Annotated in this window: 11 protein-coding genes and 1 pseudogene; all 12 read left to right on the forward strand. The window is 63.5% G+C overall.

What is annotated here, in order from left to right; translation table 11 throughout:
* Positions 1 to 111 precede the first annotated feature (111 nt).
* The 12 genes and pseudogenes from RB623_RS28780 (at position 112) to RB623_RS28835 (ending at position 16,846) form a co-directional block, all read left to right on the forward strand.
* Positions 112 to 1,731: a choline dehydrogenase gene (locus RB623_RS28780; RefSeq protein WP_308060568.1), complete on the forward strand. Its 1,620-nt coding sequence runs from the start codon at positions 112 to 114 to the stop codon at positions 1,729 to 1,731.
* A 91-nt stretch (positions 1,732 to 1,822) separates the two neighbouring features.
* Positions 1,823 to 3,448 (forward strand): choline dehydrogenase, encoded by a 1,626-nt coding sequence (locus RB623_RS28785; protein WP_308060569.1) that lies wholly within the window; start codon positions 1,823 to 1,825, stop codon positions 3,446 to 3,448.
* Complete coding sequence (locus RB623_RS28790; RefSeq protein ID WP_308060570.1) at positions 3,445 to 5,031, forward strand: sugar ABC transporter ATP-binding protein; 1,587 nt, start codon at positions 3,445 to 3,447, stop codon at positions 5,029 to 5,031. Before RB623_RS28785 ends, RB623_RS28790 begins: the two co-directional genes overlap by 4 nt.
* Complete coding sequence (locus RB623_RS28795) at positions 5,028 to 6,059, forward strand: ABC transporter permease (RefSeq protein ID WP_308060571.1); 1,032 nt, start codon at positions 5,028 to 5,030, stop codon at positions 6,057 to 6,059. Before RB623_RS28790 ends, RB623_RS28795 begins: the two co-directional genes overlap by 4 nt.
* A 171-nt stretch (positions 6,060 to 6,230) precedes the next feature.
* Positions 6,231 to 7,217: a sugar ABC transporter substrate-binding protein gene (locus tag RB623_RS28800; protein ID WP_308060578.1), complete on the forward strand. Its 987-nt coding sequence runs from the start codon at positions 6,231 to 6,233 to the stop codon at positions 7,215 to 7,217.
* Between the two features lie 382 nt (positions 7,218 to 7,599).
* A complete protein-coding gene (locus tag RB623_RS28805; RefSeq protein WP_308060572.1) occupies positions 7,600 to 9,390 on the forward strand; it encodes a N,N-dimethylformamidase beta subunit family domain-containing protein in 1,791 nt (596 codons plus the stop codon).
* Between the two features lie 42 nt (positions 9,391 to 9,432).
* Positions 9,433 to 10,830 (forward strand): amidase, encoded by a 1,398-nt coding sequence (locus RB623_RS28810; protein ID WP_308060573.1) that lies wholly within the window; start codon positions 9,433 to 9,435, stop codon positions 10,828 to 10,830.
* A 141-nt stretch (positions 10,831 to 10,971) separates the two neighbouring features.
* Positions 10,972 to 11,571: pseudogene (locus RB623_RS28815) on the forward strand (IS6 family transposase); the annotation flags it as partial.
* Positions 11,572 to 11,829: 258 nt separating this feature from the next.
* Entirely contained in the window at positions 11,830 to 12,054 is a 225-nt protein-coding gene (locus RB623_RS28820) for a hypothetical protein (protein WP_308060574.1), read from the forward strand.
* Positions 12,051 to 13,220, forward strand: a complete 1,170-nt coding sequence (locus tag RB623_RS28825) for an RHE_PE00001 family protein (protein WP_308060575.1) — start codon at positions 12,051 to 12,053, stop codon at positions 13,218 to 13,220. Before RB623_RS28820 ends, RB623_RS28825 begins: the two co-directional genes overlap by 4 nt.
* Before the next feature lie 124 nt (positions 13,221 to 13,344).
* Positions 13,345 to 14,415, forward strand: coding sequence for an ATP-binding protein (locus RB623_RS28830; RefSeq protein WP_308060576.1), 1,071 nt, complete (start codon positions 13,345 to 13,347; stop codon positions 14,413 to 14,415).
* Complete coding sequence (locus RB623_RS28835) at positions 14,321 to 16,846, forward strand: S8 family serine peptidase (protein WP_308060577.1); 2,526 nt, start codon at positions 14,321 to 14,323, stop codon at positions 16,844 to 16,846. Before RB623_RS28830 ends, RB623_RS28835 begins: the two co-directional genes overlap by 95 nt.
* Positions 16,847 to 17,078 lie beyond the last annotated feature (232 nt).

Genomic DNA, 17,078 nt, shown 5'->3' on the forward strand with positions numbered 1-17,078 from the left:
CCGAGCCGCAAACCGGGCCGTGACTATCGACGGGAACATATCGAGTGAGAGCGAGGTTGCCGATTCCCTTATGCGTATGCCTCTCCGTGGCGAGAGGGCTGACGCCTGTTCATGGATGATGCAATCGACACGATCGAAACAGATATCGTGATCGTTGGCGCGGGCTCGGCGGGCTGCACGCTTGCCGGCCGCCTTTCCGAGGATGCCGGCACGTCGGTGACGCTTCTCGAAGCCGGAGGTCCCGACCGCAATCCCTGGATACACATCCCGATTGGCTACGGAAAGACGATCGTCAATCCGCGCCTCAACTGGCGCTACGAAACGGAGAAGGGTGCCGAGATCGCCGGCCGGCCGATGTACTGGGCTCGCGGCAAGGTGCTCGGCGGTTCCTCGTCGATCAACGGGTTGCTCTATATTCGCGGCCAGGCACGCGACTACGACCAATGGCGCCAACTCGGCAATGCCGGCTGGTCCTACGACGACGTCCTCCCTTACTTCAGGAAGGCAGAGGACCAGGAGAACGGCGCCGACGACTATCACGGCAGCGGCGGTCCGCTGCGCGTCTCCAACCTCAAGGAGCGCAACCCGCTCTGCGAGGCTTTCATCGACAGTGCGGTCGAGGCAGGGATTCCACGCACCGATGATTTCAACGGCGCGTCGCAGGAGGGGATCGGCTTCTACCAGATCACTACGCGAAACGCCCGCAGATGCTCGGCGGCCGTCGCCTACCTGAAGCCGGCGATGAAGCGGCCGAACCTGCGTGTCGTCACACAGGCCATGGCCGAGCGCATCCTGTTCGAGGGACACCGCGCCGTCGGCGTCGTGTTCGAAAAGGGCGGCAAGCGGATCACCGTCAAGGCGCGGCGCGAGGTCATCGTCAGCGGCGGGTCGATCAACTCGCCGCAACTGCTGCTCCTGTCGGGCGTCGGTCCGGCCGCTGAGCTCAGCGAGCTCGGCATATCGCCGGTTCACAACCTGCCAGGCGTGGGCGAAAACCTGCAGGACCATTACGGCGCGATCATCACCTACAAGAGCAGGCTGCCGCTCACCGTCAACGACATCATGCGCAGTCCCCTGCAGCAACTGCGTGTCGGCCTGCAATATCTGCTGTTCAGGACCGGGCCCCTTACCATTTCCGCCGCGCAGGTCGGCGCGTTCGCCAAGTCCGGACCGCATGTCGAGACGCCGGATATCCAGTTCCTTTTCCAGACGTTCAGCCATGACGAATACGATGCGGGGCTGCACAAATTCTCAGGCTTCGCCAACGTGGTCTGCCCGGTGCGACCCGAAAGCCGGGGCAAGCTCAGTTTACGCTCGGCCAGTCCCAAGGATGCGCCGCTGATGCAGCCCAACTACCTTGCGGCCGAGGCCGATCGCCGGGTGCTGGTCGAGGCCATGAAGCTGTCCCGGCGCGTGGCCGAAAAACCCGCGATCGCGGCGCACATCGTCGAGGAATACGCGCCGGGACCGGCGGTCAGCAGCGATGACGAGCTGCTGGCCTATGCCCGGGAGACTGGTCTCTCGATCGCGCATCAGGTCGGGACCTGCAAGATGGGCAGCGACCCGATGGCGGTGGTGGACAATTCGCTGAAAGTGCACGGCATGGAGGGGCTGCGGGTCGTTGACGCGTCGATCATGCCTACGCTTATCTCGGGAAACACCAACGCGCCGACGATCATGATCGCCGAAAAGGCGGCCGACATGATCCGCGGTCGGAGCATGGCGGCCTGAACGAACAGCGTAACGCTACGGCGTGGCAGTGAACAGGCTCTGCTGCTGGGGAAGGCAGGGCAACGGCGCGGTCCGGGTTCCGGAATGCGGCTTGGATGAATGGGAGAAATGCTCCGTGCTCGACGGGCATACGTTTGACTACATCATCGTGGGAGCGGGCTCGGCAGGCTGCGTGCTCGCTGCGCGCCTCAGCGAAGACGGCAAGAGCAGCGTGCTGCTCCTGGAGGCGGGCGGCAAGGATTCGAGCTTCTGGATTCACATCCCCGTCGGCTACGGCAAGACGATCACCGACCCGCGCGTGAACTGGAAGTTCGAGACCGAACCCAACCCGGCGCTCGACGGCCGCCGCATCTATTGGCCGCGCGGCAAGGTGCTGGGCGGCTCCTCGTCGATCAATGGCCTGATCTATATGCGCGGCCAGGCCGAGGACTACGAACACTGGCGGCAGCTCGGCAATTCCGGCTGGTCGTATGACGACGTGCTTCCCTATTTCCGCCGGGCCGAAGACCAGGAGAACGGCGCCGACCGTTATCACGGGAAGGGCGGTCCGCTTTCCGTCACCAACCTTACCGAGCGCAACCCGCTCTGCGACGCCTTCATCGATGCGGCCGGAGCCCAGGGCATCCCTCGCAATGACGACTTCAACGGCGCGGCGCAGGAGGGCGCTGGCTATTTCCAGGCGACGGTGAAGAGGGGAAGGCGAGCGTCGGCGGCGACCGCCTATCTCAAGCGGGCAATGTCTCGCAAGAACCTGACTGTCGTGACGGAGGCGCACGCCGAGCGCATCCTGTTCGAAGGAAAGCGGGCCACGGCAGTCCAGTTCCGCAAGGAGGGCGCGTCGCTTCGTGCCACGGCCGGGCGCGAGATCATTCTTGCCGCGGGCTCGGTGAAGTCGCCGCAGCTTCTGATGCTTTCAGGCGTGGGCGATACCGGCCAGCTTGCGGAACACGGGCTGGAGGCGGTGCATCACCTGCCGGGCGTCGGTCAGAACCTGCAGGACCACTATGGCGGCCAGATAACCTGGAAATGCAACCGACCTATCACCATGAACGACGTGATGATGAGCCGTTTCCGTCAGATGAAGGCGGGCCTGCGCTGGCTGCTGACCCGAAGCGGACCGCTATCGGTGCCGGCCGGCCAGGCGGGCCTCTTCGCTAAGGTCCTGCCCGAATCCGCCTCGCCCGACCTGCAGTTCCTGTTTCAGACCTTCAGCGGCGGCTATTACGAGGACGGGCTTTTCAAGTTCTCGGGCTTCGCGAACTTCCTTTGCCCGGTGCGGCCGCAGAGCCGTGGCGAGATCAGGCTGCGGTCGGCAAGGGCCGATGATATGCCGAAACTGCTGCCCAATTACTTTTCCGACGAGCGCGACCGCCGCATCGCCGTCGAGGGGCTGAAGCTTGCCCGCCGCATGGCAAGGAGCAAGCCGCTGGCCGACTTTATCATCGAGGAACACCTGCCGGGCCCGGACACGGCAACCGATGCTGAAATCGAGCGCTATCTCACGCAGAACGGAGGTTGTGTCTCTCATCAGGTGGGAACATGCAAGATGGGGACCGACGCCATGGCGGTCGTGGACCCCGAGCTTAAGGTCCATGGCGTGGATGGGCTCAGGGTCGCCGACGCCTCGATCATGCCGACGCTCGTCTCCGGCAACACCAATGCAGCGACGATCATGATCGGCGAGAAGGCGGCGGACATGATTCGGAGGGCGGCATGAGCGAGACGGTCGCCAGGGAGAGCCAGGCCGAGGCACGTCCGTCCGATCGGGGATCGCCCAGTCTCGTCCGGGTCGAGGGCATCTTCAAGAACTTCCCTGGGGTGCGCGCCCTGAACGACGTCAGCCTCACGATAAGGTCCGGCGAGGTTCATGCACTGACCGGCGAGAATGGCTCGGGGAAGTCGACGCTGTCGCGCATCATCGCGGGCATGATGAAGCCTGACGAGGGCCGTATCTTCGTCGACGGCAAGGAATGCACCTTCGACAGCCCCTCGGCAGCGCTCGGCATGGGCATCGTCATGATCAGCCAGGAGCTGACGCTCGCTCCAACGCTGACGGTCGCCGAGAACATCTTTCTCGGGCGCCTTCCGCGCACGCGGCTGGGCATCGTCGACTGGTCGCGGCTGGAAGCAGATGCAGCGAGCGCGCTGGAACGGCTCGACATCCATGTCTCACCGCACGCCCGGGTAGGTGACCTCAGCGTCGAGCTCAGGCAGGAGGTCGAGATCGCGCGTGCGCTTTCGGCGAATGCCCGCCTGCTGATCCTCGACGAAGCGACCAGTTCCTTGTCGGAGGCCGCTACCGCAAGGTTGCTCGAGCGCGTGCGGCAGGAGCGCGACGCGGGGATGGCGATCCTGATGATCACCCACAGGATGCCGGAGATCTACGAGGTGGCTTCTGTCGCCACGGTCCTGCGGGATGGCAACCTGGTGGCGACGGTTCCCTTGCCGTCGACTACGGAAAGCCAGCTCGTGCGGTTGATGGTCGGCCGCGAGATCAGCGATTTCTATGGGAAGCGTTCCATCCAGGCTGGAAACCAGGTGATCCGCATCCGCGATCTGCACACGCCCGCAGGAGCGCTTCGCCCGACCTCGCTCGACGTGAGGCGCGGCGAGATCGTCGGGATCGCCGGGCTGGTCGGATCGGGAAAGTCGGAATTCGGCCTGGCGCTGGGCGGCGCCATTGAGTGCGTCGGCGAGGTCGAGGTCGAGGGCCGCCCCGTGCGCCTCGGCGATCCACGCAGCTCCATCGAGGCCGGAATCGGCCTCGTTCCTGACGACCGCAAGTCGTCGGCTCTGCTTCTGGTGCGCAGCGTGATGGAGAATTTCTCGCTCGCCTGGATCGACCGGCTCTCGAGGGCGGGTGTCCTCGACACGCGCAGGGAACGCTTGGACGTGCAGGGCGCGATCAAGAGGTATCGCGTTGCGACCGCGTCCGCGGGTGTGTCCATTGCGACCCTTTCGGGAGGCAACCAGCAAAAGGTGGTGCTGGGGCGAACCTTCATGCGGCAACCAAGCGTGCTGGTGCTCAGCGAGCCCACCCGCGGGATCGACATCGGCGCCAAGAGCGAGATCTACCGGATGCTGCAGGATGCCGCCGAAGGCGGCGCGGCCGTCATCGTGATCTCGTCGGAACTGCCCGAGCTGCTCGGCGTCTGCGATCGGATCGCCGTCTTCTTCGAGGGCCGGCTCGAGGCGGAGTTCGGCCGCGACGAGGCAACGGAGGAGGCGATCGCGCATGTCGCCGTGGCAGGGGCCCGTAATAAGCAGCGTGTCGTCAATCGTTCGGAGGATCGCCAATGACAGCCGTCAATCTGAAAGAAGCCGTCGTTGCGCAGCACAGCCGCGAAGCCTCGCCAATTCTCCAGCAGATTCTGCAGAACCGGTACACGGGCGCGCTTCTCAGCCTGCTGATCGTCGGAACAATCGTCGCCGTCACGCAGCCGGTCTTCCTGACCTGGCCGAACCTCATGAATATCGTCAAGTCGAACAGCGTGGTCTTCGTCCTGGCGGTGGGGGCGACGTTCGTCGTCATCGCCGGCGCGATTGATCTTTCAGTGGCCAGCGCCACGGCGGCGTGCGCCATGGTGCTAGGCTTGCTGCTTGTGGCGGGTGCGCCGGCCTACGCGGCGATCCCCGCGGCAGTCGCATTCGGCGCCTTCCTGGGAGCGATCAACGGGACTCTGATAAGCTACTTCAAGATATCGTTCTTCGTGGTGACGCTCGGCTCGCTCTCCATGTTCCAGAGCTTTGCCCTGATCGCCAATGACGGCGCCAGCATCAGCGTCTTTTCGTCGCCAGGCTTCGCGCCGATCGGGGCCTTCGTGAATGGCAATATCGGGCCGGTTCCGGTGATGCTCATTTTCGACCTGGCGTTGCTGCTCATCGCCGGCGGTGTGCTCCGCTACACCGCATTCGGCCGCGCGCTCTTCGCCATCGGCGCGAACACAGAAGCCGCGCGCCTCAACGGCATCGACGTCAAGCGCATGATGCTGATCGTCTTCATCATTGCCGGCCTGATGGCGGGGCTCGGCAGCGTGATCCAGGTCGGGCGTCTGACATCGGCATCCGCCGACATCGACCCGACCCTGCTGCTGACCGTGCTGGCCGCGGTCCTGATCGGCGGTACGGCCTACACCGGTGGCGAGGGTGGCGTGTTCGGCACCATGATTGGCGTTCTCTTCCTCGGGGTGATCCAGAACGGCCTCACGTTGAGCGGCGTGTCGTCCTTCTGGCAAGGGATGGTCAGCGGCCTGATCCTCATCCTGGCGGTGTGGCTGGGTGGCCTGCGGCAGTTCATGCGGCGGCGCAAGCAAGCCAAAGTCGGTTGAGCCGGCGCTCTTGCGAGACGCTATCGTTCAATGCCGTTTCGGCATCGGACAGTCCCTCCAAATCTATTGGATGGGAATGGGTTTTTCAGTTCTGATAGCCGGCAATCGCTCTGCAATTCGGCTATCAGGGCCGCAAGAAAAAGACAGTCAAGTCGGATCAAGGGGAACGTGATGATCAAGTTAAAAACCGGATTTGGTGCGCTTGTCGCGCTGTACGCGGTGGCCTGCAGTGCCCAAGCGGAAGAAGCACTCATCGGATACATTTCGCCGATTGCCGCCCAGCCGGGGCAGCAATTGATAAACGGCGCGATCGAGGCGGCGTCCAAGGAGAAGGGGTGGCAGTATCGCGTCCTCGACGCGAACCTCTCCGCCGACAAGCAGGTTTCGCATGTCGACACGCTTCTCAATCTGGGCGCAAAAGCCATTGGCTCCTGGTCCCTCGATGCCAATGCCGTTGCCGGTGCCTACCAGCGAGCCAATGAGCAGGGCGTGCCGGTCATCGGCGTGAACTCGGTCGGCCAGGGTGTCACCAACACTGTCTGGTGGGAGGTCAACACCTGCAACCCCGGCGGACCGTATGAGCGGCAGGCGAAGTGGATCGCCGAGAAAGTCCCGAACGCGAAGGTGATCGTCTTTGGCGGTCCGCCAGTCGCGTCGATCATGATGAACGCGAAATGCTTCACCGAGGCCGCGAAGGCTGCGGGCCTCGAAGTGATCGACCGGGTGGACAACACCAAGGACTCAACCGCCAACGCCGCGACGCTCGCGTCGGACGAGCTGATCCGCTTCCCCGACGTGCAGGCGTTCTGGGCCTACAACGACTCTAGCGCGCTTGGCATCTCCGCTTCGGTGATTGCAGCCGGCAAGTCGGTCTATTCGGGCTCGAATACCGACGGCGTGATGGTCTTCGGCATCAACGGCGATGCCGACGCGATTGCCGCCGTGCGCGAAGGCCGCCTGACCGGAACCTGGGATCCGGACGCGTCCGCGACAGGCTTCGCCGTTGCGCGCGCCATGGATGAGGCGATGTCGAACCCGACCGGAGAGCACAAGCCTATCGTCGTTGCCGGCACGTTCTTCACCTCCGAAAATATCGCCACCTGGGTGAAGGACACCAAGCGCGGCTACTCGATCGGCCAGTTTCCGGAAGTGAAGTGATCGGCACGGCCCGGTGATCAATCGCCGGGCCGGTCTTCTCCGGACATCAAAAGGGCTTCGGATACCGCAGCGTCCGCAGAACGTGGCGCGTGCGGTCCCGTTGCCCTGTTCAGTCGGGAGGAACCTTTATGAAGATCGTCGGATATGGAGACAGGCTGAGCGCCCCTGCCGGCGAACGCATCGCGTTCAAGGTCAGTTGCACGGAGCCCAGCTACGAGGCGGCGCTCGTCCAGCCCTCGCATATCGAAGCTTTCAGGCGCGAGTTCAGCTCGCCGATTGATGGCGTCTACCCGGGGCGCGTCCAGGCTTTCCCGCAAGGATCCTACATTCGCTTCGAAAGACCCGTCCCGCGGCCCGAAAGGCTGAGGATGGAGCTGTGGATATGCCGACCGCTCCCATTGCCGGGCTCCAGGAGTTACTTGCCTGGGACGACGGTTGCGGCCTGTTTGTCGGCACGGCCGGAGACGTCGAGCTGCGTTGCGGAGGAGCCATCTTGGCGACAGGCGTGCCGTTGCGGCGGAACGAATGGTACCACATCACGGCGGAAATCTCTGAAGGGCATGCCACGGTAAGCCAAACGCCGAGGCGCTGGGATGGCGAGGTCCGCAAGAGCGGCCGGCTCGAAGCCAGTCCGGGCGAAGACAATTTCAGGATCGGCCGCGGGTTTGACGGTAAGATCGATTCCCCGCGCATCGACGGCGTCGCGGCCTGGGACTTCTCGATCGGCATTCGCTCGACGCGCGTCTTCGACACCGGACCGAACGCCTTGCACGGCGAGATCGTCAACATGCCGATGCGCGGCGTGACCGGCTGGAATTGGACCGGCCGCTCGCTCGACTTCAAGCAGATTCCGGCCGAATACGGTGCGATCCACTTTCATCGCGACGATCTTGAGGACGCGAAATGGCAGACGGACTTCGTCCTCACCGTCCCTGAGGATCTCAAAAGCGGTCTCTACGCGATTCGTTTGCGCGCGGGCGAAGAAGAGGACTTGGTTCCGTTCTTCGTGCGGCCCAAACGCGGGCAGCAGAAGGCGAAGATCGCCTTTCTCGCGCCGACCTTCAGCTACCTGGCCTATTCCTGCGAAACCTCGGGAACGAAGACCTCGCCGTCCATCCCGGAGGAAGAGCGTCGTCGCATGGAGGCAGCGCTGGCGCCGGGCGACCACTACGCCGCCGATCAAGGGCTTCTTAGTCTCTACGATCACCACAAGGACGGAACCGGCAACTGCTTCGTCTCGCGGCTTAGGCCGCTTCCCAACATGCGGCCCTACTATATCTCCGTGCCGATCTGGGGCGCACACCAGCTTGGCGCAGACCTCCACGTTCTCGACTGGCTGCGCAGCCTCGGTGAGCCGTTCGAGGTGCTGACCGACGAGGACCTGCACCACGAGGGCATCGCGGCGATCGAGAAGTACAATGTCGTCCTGAGCGGCACCCATCCCGAATACTGGAGCGGTCCGATGCTCGATGCGGTCGAGCGTTATCTGGATCGCGGAGGGCGCTTCATGTATCTCGGCGGCAACGGCATGTACTGGGTCACCGACCCGCATCCGGAGCGTCCTCATGTCGTGGAGGTGCGCCGCACCAACGCCGGGACGCGGGCTTGGCAATCGGCGCCGGGCGAGGTCCATCAGCAGACCACTGGCGAGCCGAGCGGATTGTGGCGCTATCGCGGGCGTTCCCCGCACAAGGTATTCGGCGTCGGTATGGCTGCCCATGGCTACGACTACGCCGTACCTTACGAGCGCTGCGAGGCGAGCTTCGATCCGGATTACGCCTGGATATTCGAAGGCGTCGGGGCGAATGAGCCGATTGGCGATTTCGGCGCGACCATGGGAGGCGCGGGCGGTTTCGAGATCGACAGCCTCGACCACGCACAGGGGAGCCCGACCGGCACGGTGCTGCTCGCCACTGCGAAGGACGGGTTCTCCGATAGTTATCAAGGTGTGGTCGAGGATGTGATGATGGAGGACAGCCGTTCCGGCGCTTCGGTCAATCCGCGCGTGCGCGCCGACATGACGTATCTGCAGTATCCGAACGGTGGGGCTGTGTTCTCGACCGGCTCGATCTGCTGGGGCACAAGCCTTACCCACGCGAACTTCCAGAACAATGTCGCCACGATCACAGGCAACGTCATGCGGCGCTTTGCCGAAGACGGTATCAAGGGCTGACGGAGGGCGCGCCTCCGAGATCCGCCACGAGGACCCGACGACGTGAGCATTACCGACGAACTTCATTTTCGCGACCTCACCGATGTCGCCGCCATGTTGCGTGATGGCGATGTCACCTCGCGGGAGTTGACCGAGGCATGCCTCGCACGGATCACCGCTGTCGGCGAGCGCTACAACGCCTTCATCACCATGTTGGCTGACGAGGCGCTTGCGGCGGCAAAAGCCGCCGACAAAGCGCGAGGCGAGGGCCGCCTGCTCGGCCCGCTGCACGGCGTGCCCATAGCCCTCAAGGACATGCTCGACCTCAAAGGCGTACCGACGACGGCCGGCATGCCGATGCGCCGGGACCACGTCGCAAGCGAGGATGCAACGGTCGTCCGCAAGCTCAAGGACGCCGGGGCGGTGATATTGGGCAAGCTCAATCTTGCCGAAGGCGTTTTTGGCGAGTACCTCGAGCCTTACGGAGCGCCGGTCAATCCGTGGAACGGCGAACGCTGGCCCGGTGCCTCGTCCGGTGGCAACGGCGTGGCGATGGCGGCCAGGCTCTGCTTCGGATCGATAGGGTCCGACACTGGCGGATCGATTCGCCTGCCGTCGGCTGCGAATGGCATTACCGGGTTGCGGCCAACTTGGGGCCGGGTAAGCAGGCACGGCGCATTCGAACTCGCCGGAGATATGGACACAATCGGTCCTATGGCCCGCTCCGCCCGGGACGTGGCGCACCTTCTCCAGGTGATCGCCGGCGACGATCCGCTCGACTCGACGAGTCTTAGTGCGCCCGTTCCGAACTATACCGAAAATCTGACCAACGACCTGACCGGCGTGGTGGTCGGCGTGGATCCTTCATGGATGGACGACGGGGTCGAGAAACCCATCGTCGATGGTATCGACAATGCATTGTCGACGCTCAGGGGTTTGGGCGCGACGATACGGGAGATATCGCTCCCACCGGTCGAACAGATCATCTGGGACTGGTTCAAGATTTGCGCGGCCCAGACGGCCCTGGTCCATGAAGATACATATCCTTCGCAGGCTCAGCATTATTCACGCTCGCTTGCAGTTCATCTCGATCTGGGGCTTGGCCTGAGAGCAATCGAGCTCCAGCGGCTTCAAAAGCGTAGGGCCGTGTTTTCCGGGCAGATGCAGCGGGCGCTGCGAGCAGTCGACATCGTGGCGTTGCCGGTCATTGCCTTCGCGATCCCGACGCGCGAGCGGATGCTAACGATGGACGAGGATATCATCTACGGCATCCATCGCTTCACCTGCCCATTCTCGATGTCGGGCAATCCCACCATAACCCTCCCGGTTGGGATCGACGCTGACGGCATGCCGCTGAGCGTCCAGTTCGTCGGTTCGTGGCTGGCGGAAGCGACGCTTATTTCAGCTACGCATGCATATCAGTCCGTGACCGAGCACCATCGACGCTGCTTCGCGCAATAATATTGAAGATCAAGCGAGGCCGGCAGACGGAATCGTCGATGCCGGAGCGCTGGTTGTTTAAGAGCTTCAGTAGCAAGAATCCCACCAGATATCGCTGGCTGAAACGTCAAGAGGGCAAATGGAACGGGCCCTCTCGCGTCCGAGGAAATGCTGCTGGAGCGTGGGATCGTCGTCTCCTATGAAACCATTCGCCGGTGGGGCAAGCGGCACGGTCCCGGCTATGTCCGCCGGATTCGGCGGAAGGCGCCATCGAAGGACGATGTTTGGCACCTCGATGAAGTTGTCGTCCGCATCAATGGCAAGAAATGCTGGCTGTGGCGGGCTGTCGATCAGAATGGGTATGTTCTCGACGAGATCGTCCAGACACGCCGCAACACCAAAGCCGCCAGGCGATTGCTGATACGGCTTTTGAAGAAACAGGGCTGTTCGCCCAGGCGCATCGTCACCGACAAGCTGAAATCATACTCGGCCGCAAGGCGTCAGGTCATGCCCAATGTCGAGCATCGCTCGCACAAAGGCCTGAACAACCGCGCCAAAAATTCTCATCTGCCGTTTCGAAAACGGGAGCGAATGCGACAGGGCTTTCGATCGATCGCCTCGCTGCAACGTTTCGTGTCCGTGTTCTCTGCCGTCCGCAATCTCTTCGTTCCCAACCGTTCAATCCGATCCGCAGATCAAATCCGAAATCACCGGCTTAACGCCATGGCCGAGTGGAAGGCGGTTGCCGCTCAAATAATCTGACACTTCTGTCGAACCCTCCGCGCGGCCGGACGTCAAACAAAGTGACAGCACCGCTCCGGCGCAAAGACCACCTCCCGCTCTTATCGGCTTAGATCCCTTGTTCCAGCCCGGACCTTTTCGATCAACCCGCTGCGGGGTCGGACTACGCAAAGCGTGCCGTCGCTCATGGCTTCGCCGTCGCGAGGATCGCGGTCCTAGCTGGACCCGACGGGCGCCTGTCGAGCGGGGAATGGTCCCCGCAGCCACGGGAGCCACACAATGTCGCAAGAACTCAGCCTCGCTCAGAACCACGCCTGGAACCTCGCGCGCACCCTGATGACGCCGATCATCCTCTTCAAGGTCGATGAAGAGGCATACGGCGTTCTCCCTGCCGACGACCTCGATGACGACGAGGTCCTCGCCCCCTCCCGCAAACGACCCCAAAATCAACGGCTTGTGGTTTCATCATCCGACGGCCAGAAGCCCTCTGGGAGACCTGGGTGAACGGCACGCAGGATTTTTCAGCTTGGGAGTTCAATCCGGGCATGAGCGTTCAACCGCTGGGGACGCACTTCGACGACACGATCCCGTGGGCCGAACTCGCCGGCCCGCTGATCGCGGCGGAAGACAAGCTCGCCCGCCTCGACGAGCGGCTGACAAGATCCCCGGTGCGCGACGGCTGGATCGAGCGCCAAAACTTTCACGACGCGGTGGCGGCGCTGTGGATCGAAGGGGAGCTCGTCCACCTTGAGGACCTGGTGCTGCACGATGCCCATATGGACGTGCGGGCGCCAACGCACGAGCTCACCCGGGCGCACGCGTTTCTGCGGATCCGGCGCCAGGTCTTTGCCAACAAGCCCGACTGGGCTTTGAGCCGCGCCGGGCTGCGGCAGCTTACGGGCCGGGCAGGGGAAATATCGCATACCGGGGAAGGGGAGGCGGTGGAGGTTCTGCCTACGGCGGCGCCGGAGGCCGAGTCCGACGGCGATGCCGCACTGGCAGCCGAGTTCGCGGCGATCGATGCCGTGCTCGAACGGTCGCGGGCTGTTCTGGCAGGAGTTGCACCGCCATCGCGGCCGCCCGCACCAGTAGACAGGGACCCGCTGATCTACGATCCCGACTGGGACGAGAACGGCAGGCTCGAGGCGTGGCTGGATGTGCTCGCCCGGGCCGCCGATCTGCCGCCGGTGCTCCGGGCCGCCGTTCTCTGGGACACCTGGGAGACAGAAGCGCCGCTGCAGCATGCGCCGTGGCTCGGCGTCCTGCTGGTCGGCGCCATGCTGAGGCAGTACGGCAAGACAACCGCGCATCTTGCCAACCTCACCACCGGCCTGCGCCTCGTCGCGCGTGAAAAGCGGCGGCATCGCAGCCGTACGGTGCGTCTCCTCGCCTTTCTGGATGCGGTGTCGGAGGCGGCCGCGCTCGGTCTCAAGGAGCACGATCGTCTGGTTCTGGCGCGGGAACAGATGACGCGACGCCTCAAGGGCCGGCGCGGTCACTCAAAATTGCCGCGGCTGATCGACTTCGCCCTGTCACGGCCGCTGGTTTCGAGTGCGATGATCGAAAAGGAGCTGAAGGTCACCACCCGCGGCGCGCTCAATCTCGTCGCCGAGCTTGGCCTACGCGAGATCACGGGCAGAGGACGCTATCGCGCTTGGGGCGTTGTGTAGACCGCAAAGCGGTTGATGACGGGCCGCGGAGTCTCTAACGCGGCGTCTCTTTGCAAGACAGTTAAGAACTATTCGTGTACGATTCGGCAACGGACTTTTGCCGCAGAGACCCTCTTTAGAAATCATGGCCCGCAGTGATCTTCTCGTTTCCCTTGTACGCGCCGGCGCGACCGGCGATCGGGAAATGCTGAAATCCACCGCTGAAGCACTGGTCGCGGAGGAGCGGGCGCAAAACCACCACGTCGTGGCCGATCGATTGGAGCGGGCCTTGTCGGCCGTTCCGGTGACGCCGCCGGCCTTGACGGCGGCCACCAACTTAGCGGGTCCGGGCAAAGACGCGATTCTTGAGATCGAGCCACGCACGCAGATGGCCCAGCTTCTCTTGCCATTGCCCGCCAAGGAGGGCGGACGGCAACTGATTGAAGAGCATGTGCGCGCAGACATCCTGCGCGCGCACGGCTACGAGCCTCGTCATCGGGTCTTGTTGTCGGGACCGCCCGGCAACGGCAAGACGTCATTTGCGGAATCAGTGGCGGAAGCGCTGGGGCTGCCGTTTTTTGTCGTGCGCTACGACGCGCTCATTGGCAGCTATCTCGGTGAGACGAATGCGCGCCTTAGGAAGCTCTTCGACTATGTGCGCACGCGCCCAAGCGTTCTTTTCTTCGACGAGTTCGACGCGATCGGCAAGGAGCGTGGCGACACTCACGAGACCGGCGAAATCAAACGTGTCGTGTCGTTCCTCCTGATGCAGCTAGACCAGCTGCCGAGCTACGTTATTGTCATAGCCGCGACCAATCACGCCGAACTGCTCGACCGCGCGGTCTGGCGCCGGTTTCAGCTTCGCCTGGCGTTTCCGGCGCCCGACAAGAAACAGATCGAGATCTTCCTGGACCGGGTGACGTCGCAATGGCCCGAAAAGCCGCGACTATTGCCCCGCGCGCTCGGAGCCAAGCTCGGACCTGTGAGCTACGCGGAGGCGATTGATTTTTCCCAGAATGTAAGACGGCGACAGATACTGAGCTTGGGGGAGCTTTCGATCGATGACGCAGTGCGTGCGGAATTAGACCTCTGGGCATCCCGAGTGCGACCAGAGGTAATAGATGGCGAGCGATCCGACCAAACCACTTCTCAGGCTAAATCCGGGGCAATCTCAGGCAAGGCTTCCCGGAAGACGAGCCGTCGTCCCGCGGCCTGAACCCTACGCCACAGCTGACCAGGAACAGCGGTTCGGACCAAGGTTCCGACGCCTCGCCGAAGTTCTCGCGCGCGACCCGGCGGCTCTGGAATTGCGTGCCGATGCTGCGGCGTTGGCTCCCGAGCGCCTGCTTGTGTTTGAGGTCAGAGGCAGCATCACGACGTTCGCCAAGGCGATCAGCAGGGTTCCTGGGCTCGAGCTCGTCGACGAAGAGGAACTGCCCAGCGATCAGGATAGCGCACCGGTCGCATATCTGTTGGTTCCCGACACGCGCGCCTTGCGGCAGATCGAGAGCCTCTGGCGGATATGGCTCACCGGAAGGGATCTCCCGGACGGCTACACGCCATGGCGCGACGTCTTCGCCTGCCTGCGCGACCTGCGCCCTTGGGGACCCGACGATCGCGTACAGCCTTTGGACGCCTCTGTTCTCGGCGAGGAGATTTTTGGCAAGGCGGACGACGAACTGGTGCCGTTGGAGGTCGAGATCGTGTTTCGGCCGAACGCTGAGGCGGCTGCGACCAACGAGGCCAGCGTCATCCGAGCTATCATCGCATATAGGGGCACGATCGTCAGTCGGGTCAGGCTGGACGACATCGCCTATCATGCGATTCTCGCAAGACTGCCGGTGGCTGCGATCAGAACGATCATCGAGCGATCGCCGGCCAGCCTGGCCGGCATCGAGCAAGTGATGCATATCCGACCGCAAAGCGTGGTCACCGAGATTGACGTCTCCGACGTGGTTCCGCTAACGCCGCTTGCTCCGCCGCCTGCGATTGTCAACGACCCGATACTCGCCGTGCTCGATGGCGTTCCGATGGCCGGCCATCCGCTTCTTCGGACGCATTTGAACATCGAGGATCTTTTCGGTCTGGAGCCGACCGCGTTGGTGGCGCAGCGCGTTCATGGCTCGGCGATGGCCTCGCTCATCGTGCATGGCGACCGCAACAGGCCCGAACCCCCGTTGCCGCGCCAGATCCATTGCATTCCCGTTCTCGGTTCCGCTGACCGCTTTCCATCCGACAGGCTCATTGTCGACCTGATCTACCAGGCGGTGATGCGCATGCGAGGTCCACAGGAACCCAGCGCGCCACACGTCATCATCGTCAATATCTCGCTCGGCAATGCTCGTCGGCGCTTCCATGGCCAGTTGTCGCCATGGGCGCGGCTTCTTGATCGGCTCGCCTACCGGTTCGGGATTCTGTTCCTGGTCAGTGCCGGCAATATCACTGAGGAGTTTCCGGTGCGGGGATTCGCCACCGGACGGGATTTCGAGGATGTCCAGGAAGACGCGCGAGCCCGTGCCGTCTTGCGAGCGCTTGCCGACATCCAGGGGGACCGGCGCCTTCTCTCGCCAGCCGAGACCGTCAACGGGCTCACGATCGGTGGACGCAATATCGACTGGGTGCCGCATGCTGAGCGGGCATTCGCGCGAGCAAACGTCAATCCATATTCCGCGATGGATACAGCCAATCCCTCAAGCGCGCTGGGTCCCGGCTTCGCGGATGCCGTGAAGCCGGACATCCTCCTGCCTGGCGCCCGCGAGCATCTGCGCGTCGTGCGCAGCGGCGGCGAAATCATCGTGGCACCAGCTCGTGCCAGCAGGGGTGCCGGGCTCAAAGTGGCAGCGCCCCCAGCACAGCCAGGCATCGAGGGAGCCGAAGCCTACACCAATGGGACGAGCGCAGCCGCGGCCCTGGCCTCCAGGACGGCACATAGAATTCACGACGCGCTCGAGGCCGAATATGGCCAGGAATTCCTCCGGTTGGACAATACGCAGCGCGCTGCCCTGCTCAAGGCGCTGCTGGTGCATCCTGCTCGATGGCCTGATGCGACCGCCACATTCCTAAAGGAGCTCCTTGGACCATTCGGGCGGGGCCAAGCGCCTCGACAGAAGGACAACATTCGCCGGTTCATCGGCTATGGTGCATTCGATCCCGACGATGCTGTGGCGTGCGCGGCCGATCGGGCCACGTTCTGGGCGGTTGGGTCGCTGGCCAACGAGCGAAGCGTGGACGTTTCTGTGCCGATCCCAGCCGCGATCGGTGGGAGAGCACAGCCTCACTTCATATCGGCTACGCTCGCCTGGCTGACGCCCGTGCAACCTGGGCGCCGGGCGTACCGGGCAGTTCGGATGAAGCTTCTGGATCCGGTCGACATAAGCAACCTCGGGGTGACGGCACACGGAAATCAGCCCGATGGAAATCAGACCAATCGGGGAACGGTGTACACCCGCTGCTGGAGTGGCGAGCGCGCGGCCGTCGTGACGGCCAACATGGTGCTCCCTCTGAGGGTTCAGCGGGACCCTGACCCCGGCGCTACTGTCGACGAACTGGTTCCGTTCGGGCTTGCGGTGACGGTTGCCATGCCCGGACAGATAGCCCTTTACGAAGAGATTCGAGCCCGGGTGAGACCAGCTCCCGTGAGGCCATAGCCCGGCAGGGGCTGCCGGACTATCGATGCGAGCGCTTCGCCGGCAGGAGGCCTGCGCACTGGTCTCGCGTGGCGTCATCGATGGTGAACTCGGCAGGAGATTTTCCGCCAAGTTGGGGTCGGAACAAGATCTGCTTTCCCAGACACGCTAAGCCCGAACGAAGCATGAACATCAGGCGGCGCGAAGGCGGCGCGCTGGCAGCCTGAGCGACCGGAAGCCTTCGGGCATTTGA

It is taken from the genome of Mesorhizobium sp. LHD-90 (assembly GCF_030929505.1).
Classification (GTDB): Bacteria; Pseudomonadota; Alphaproteobacteria; order Rhizobiales; family Rhizobiaceae; genus Kumtagia.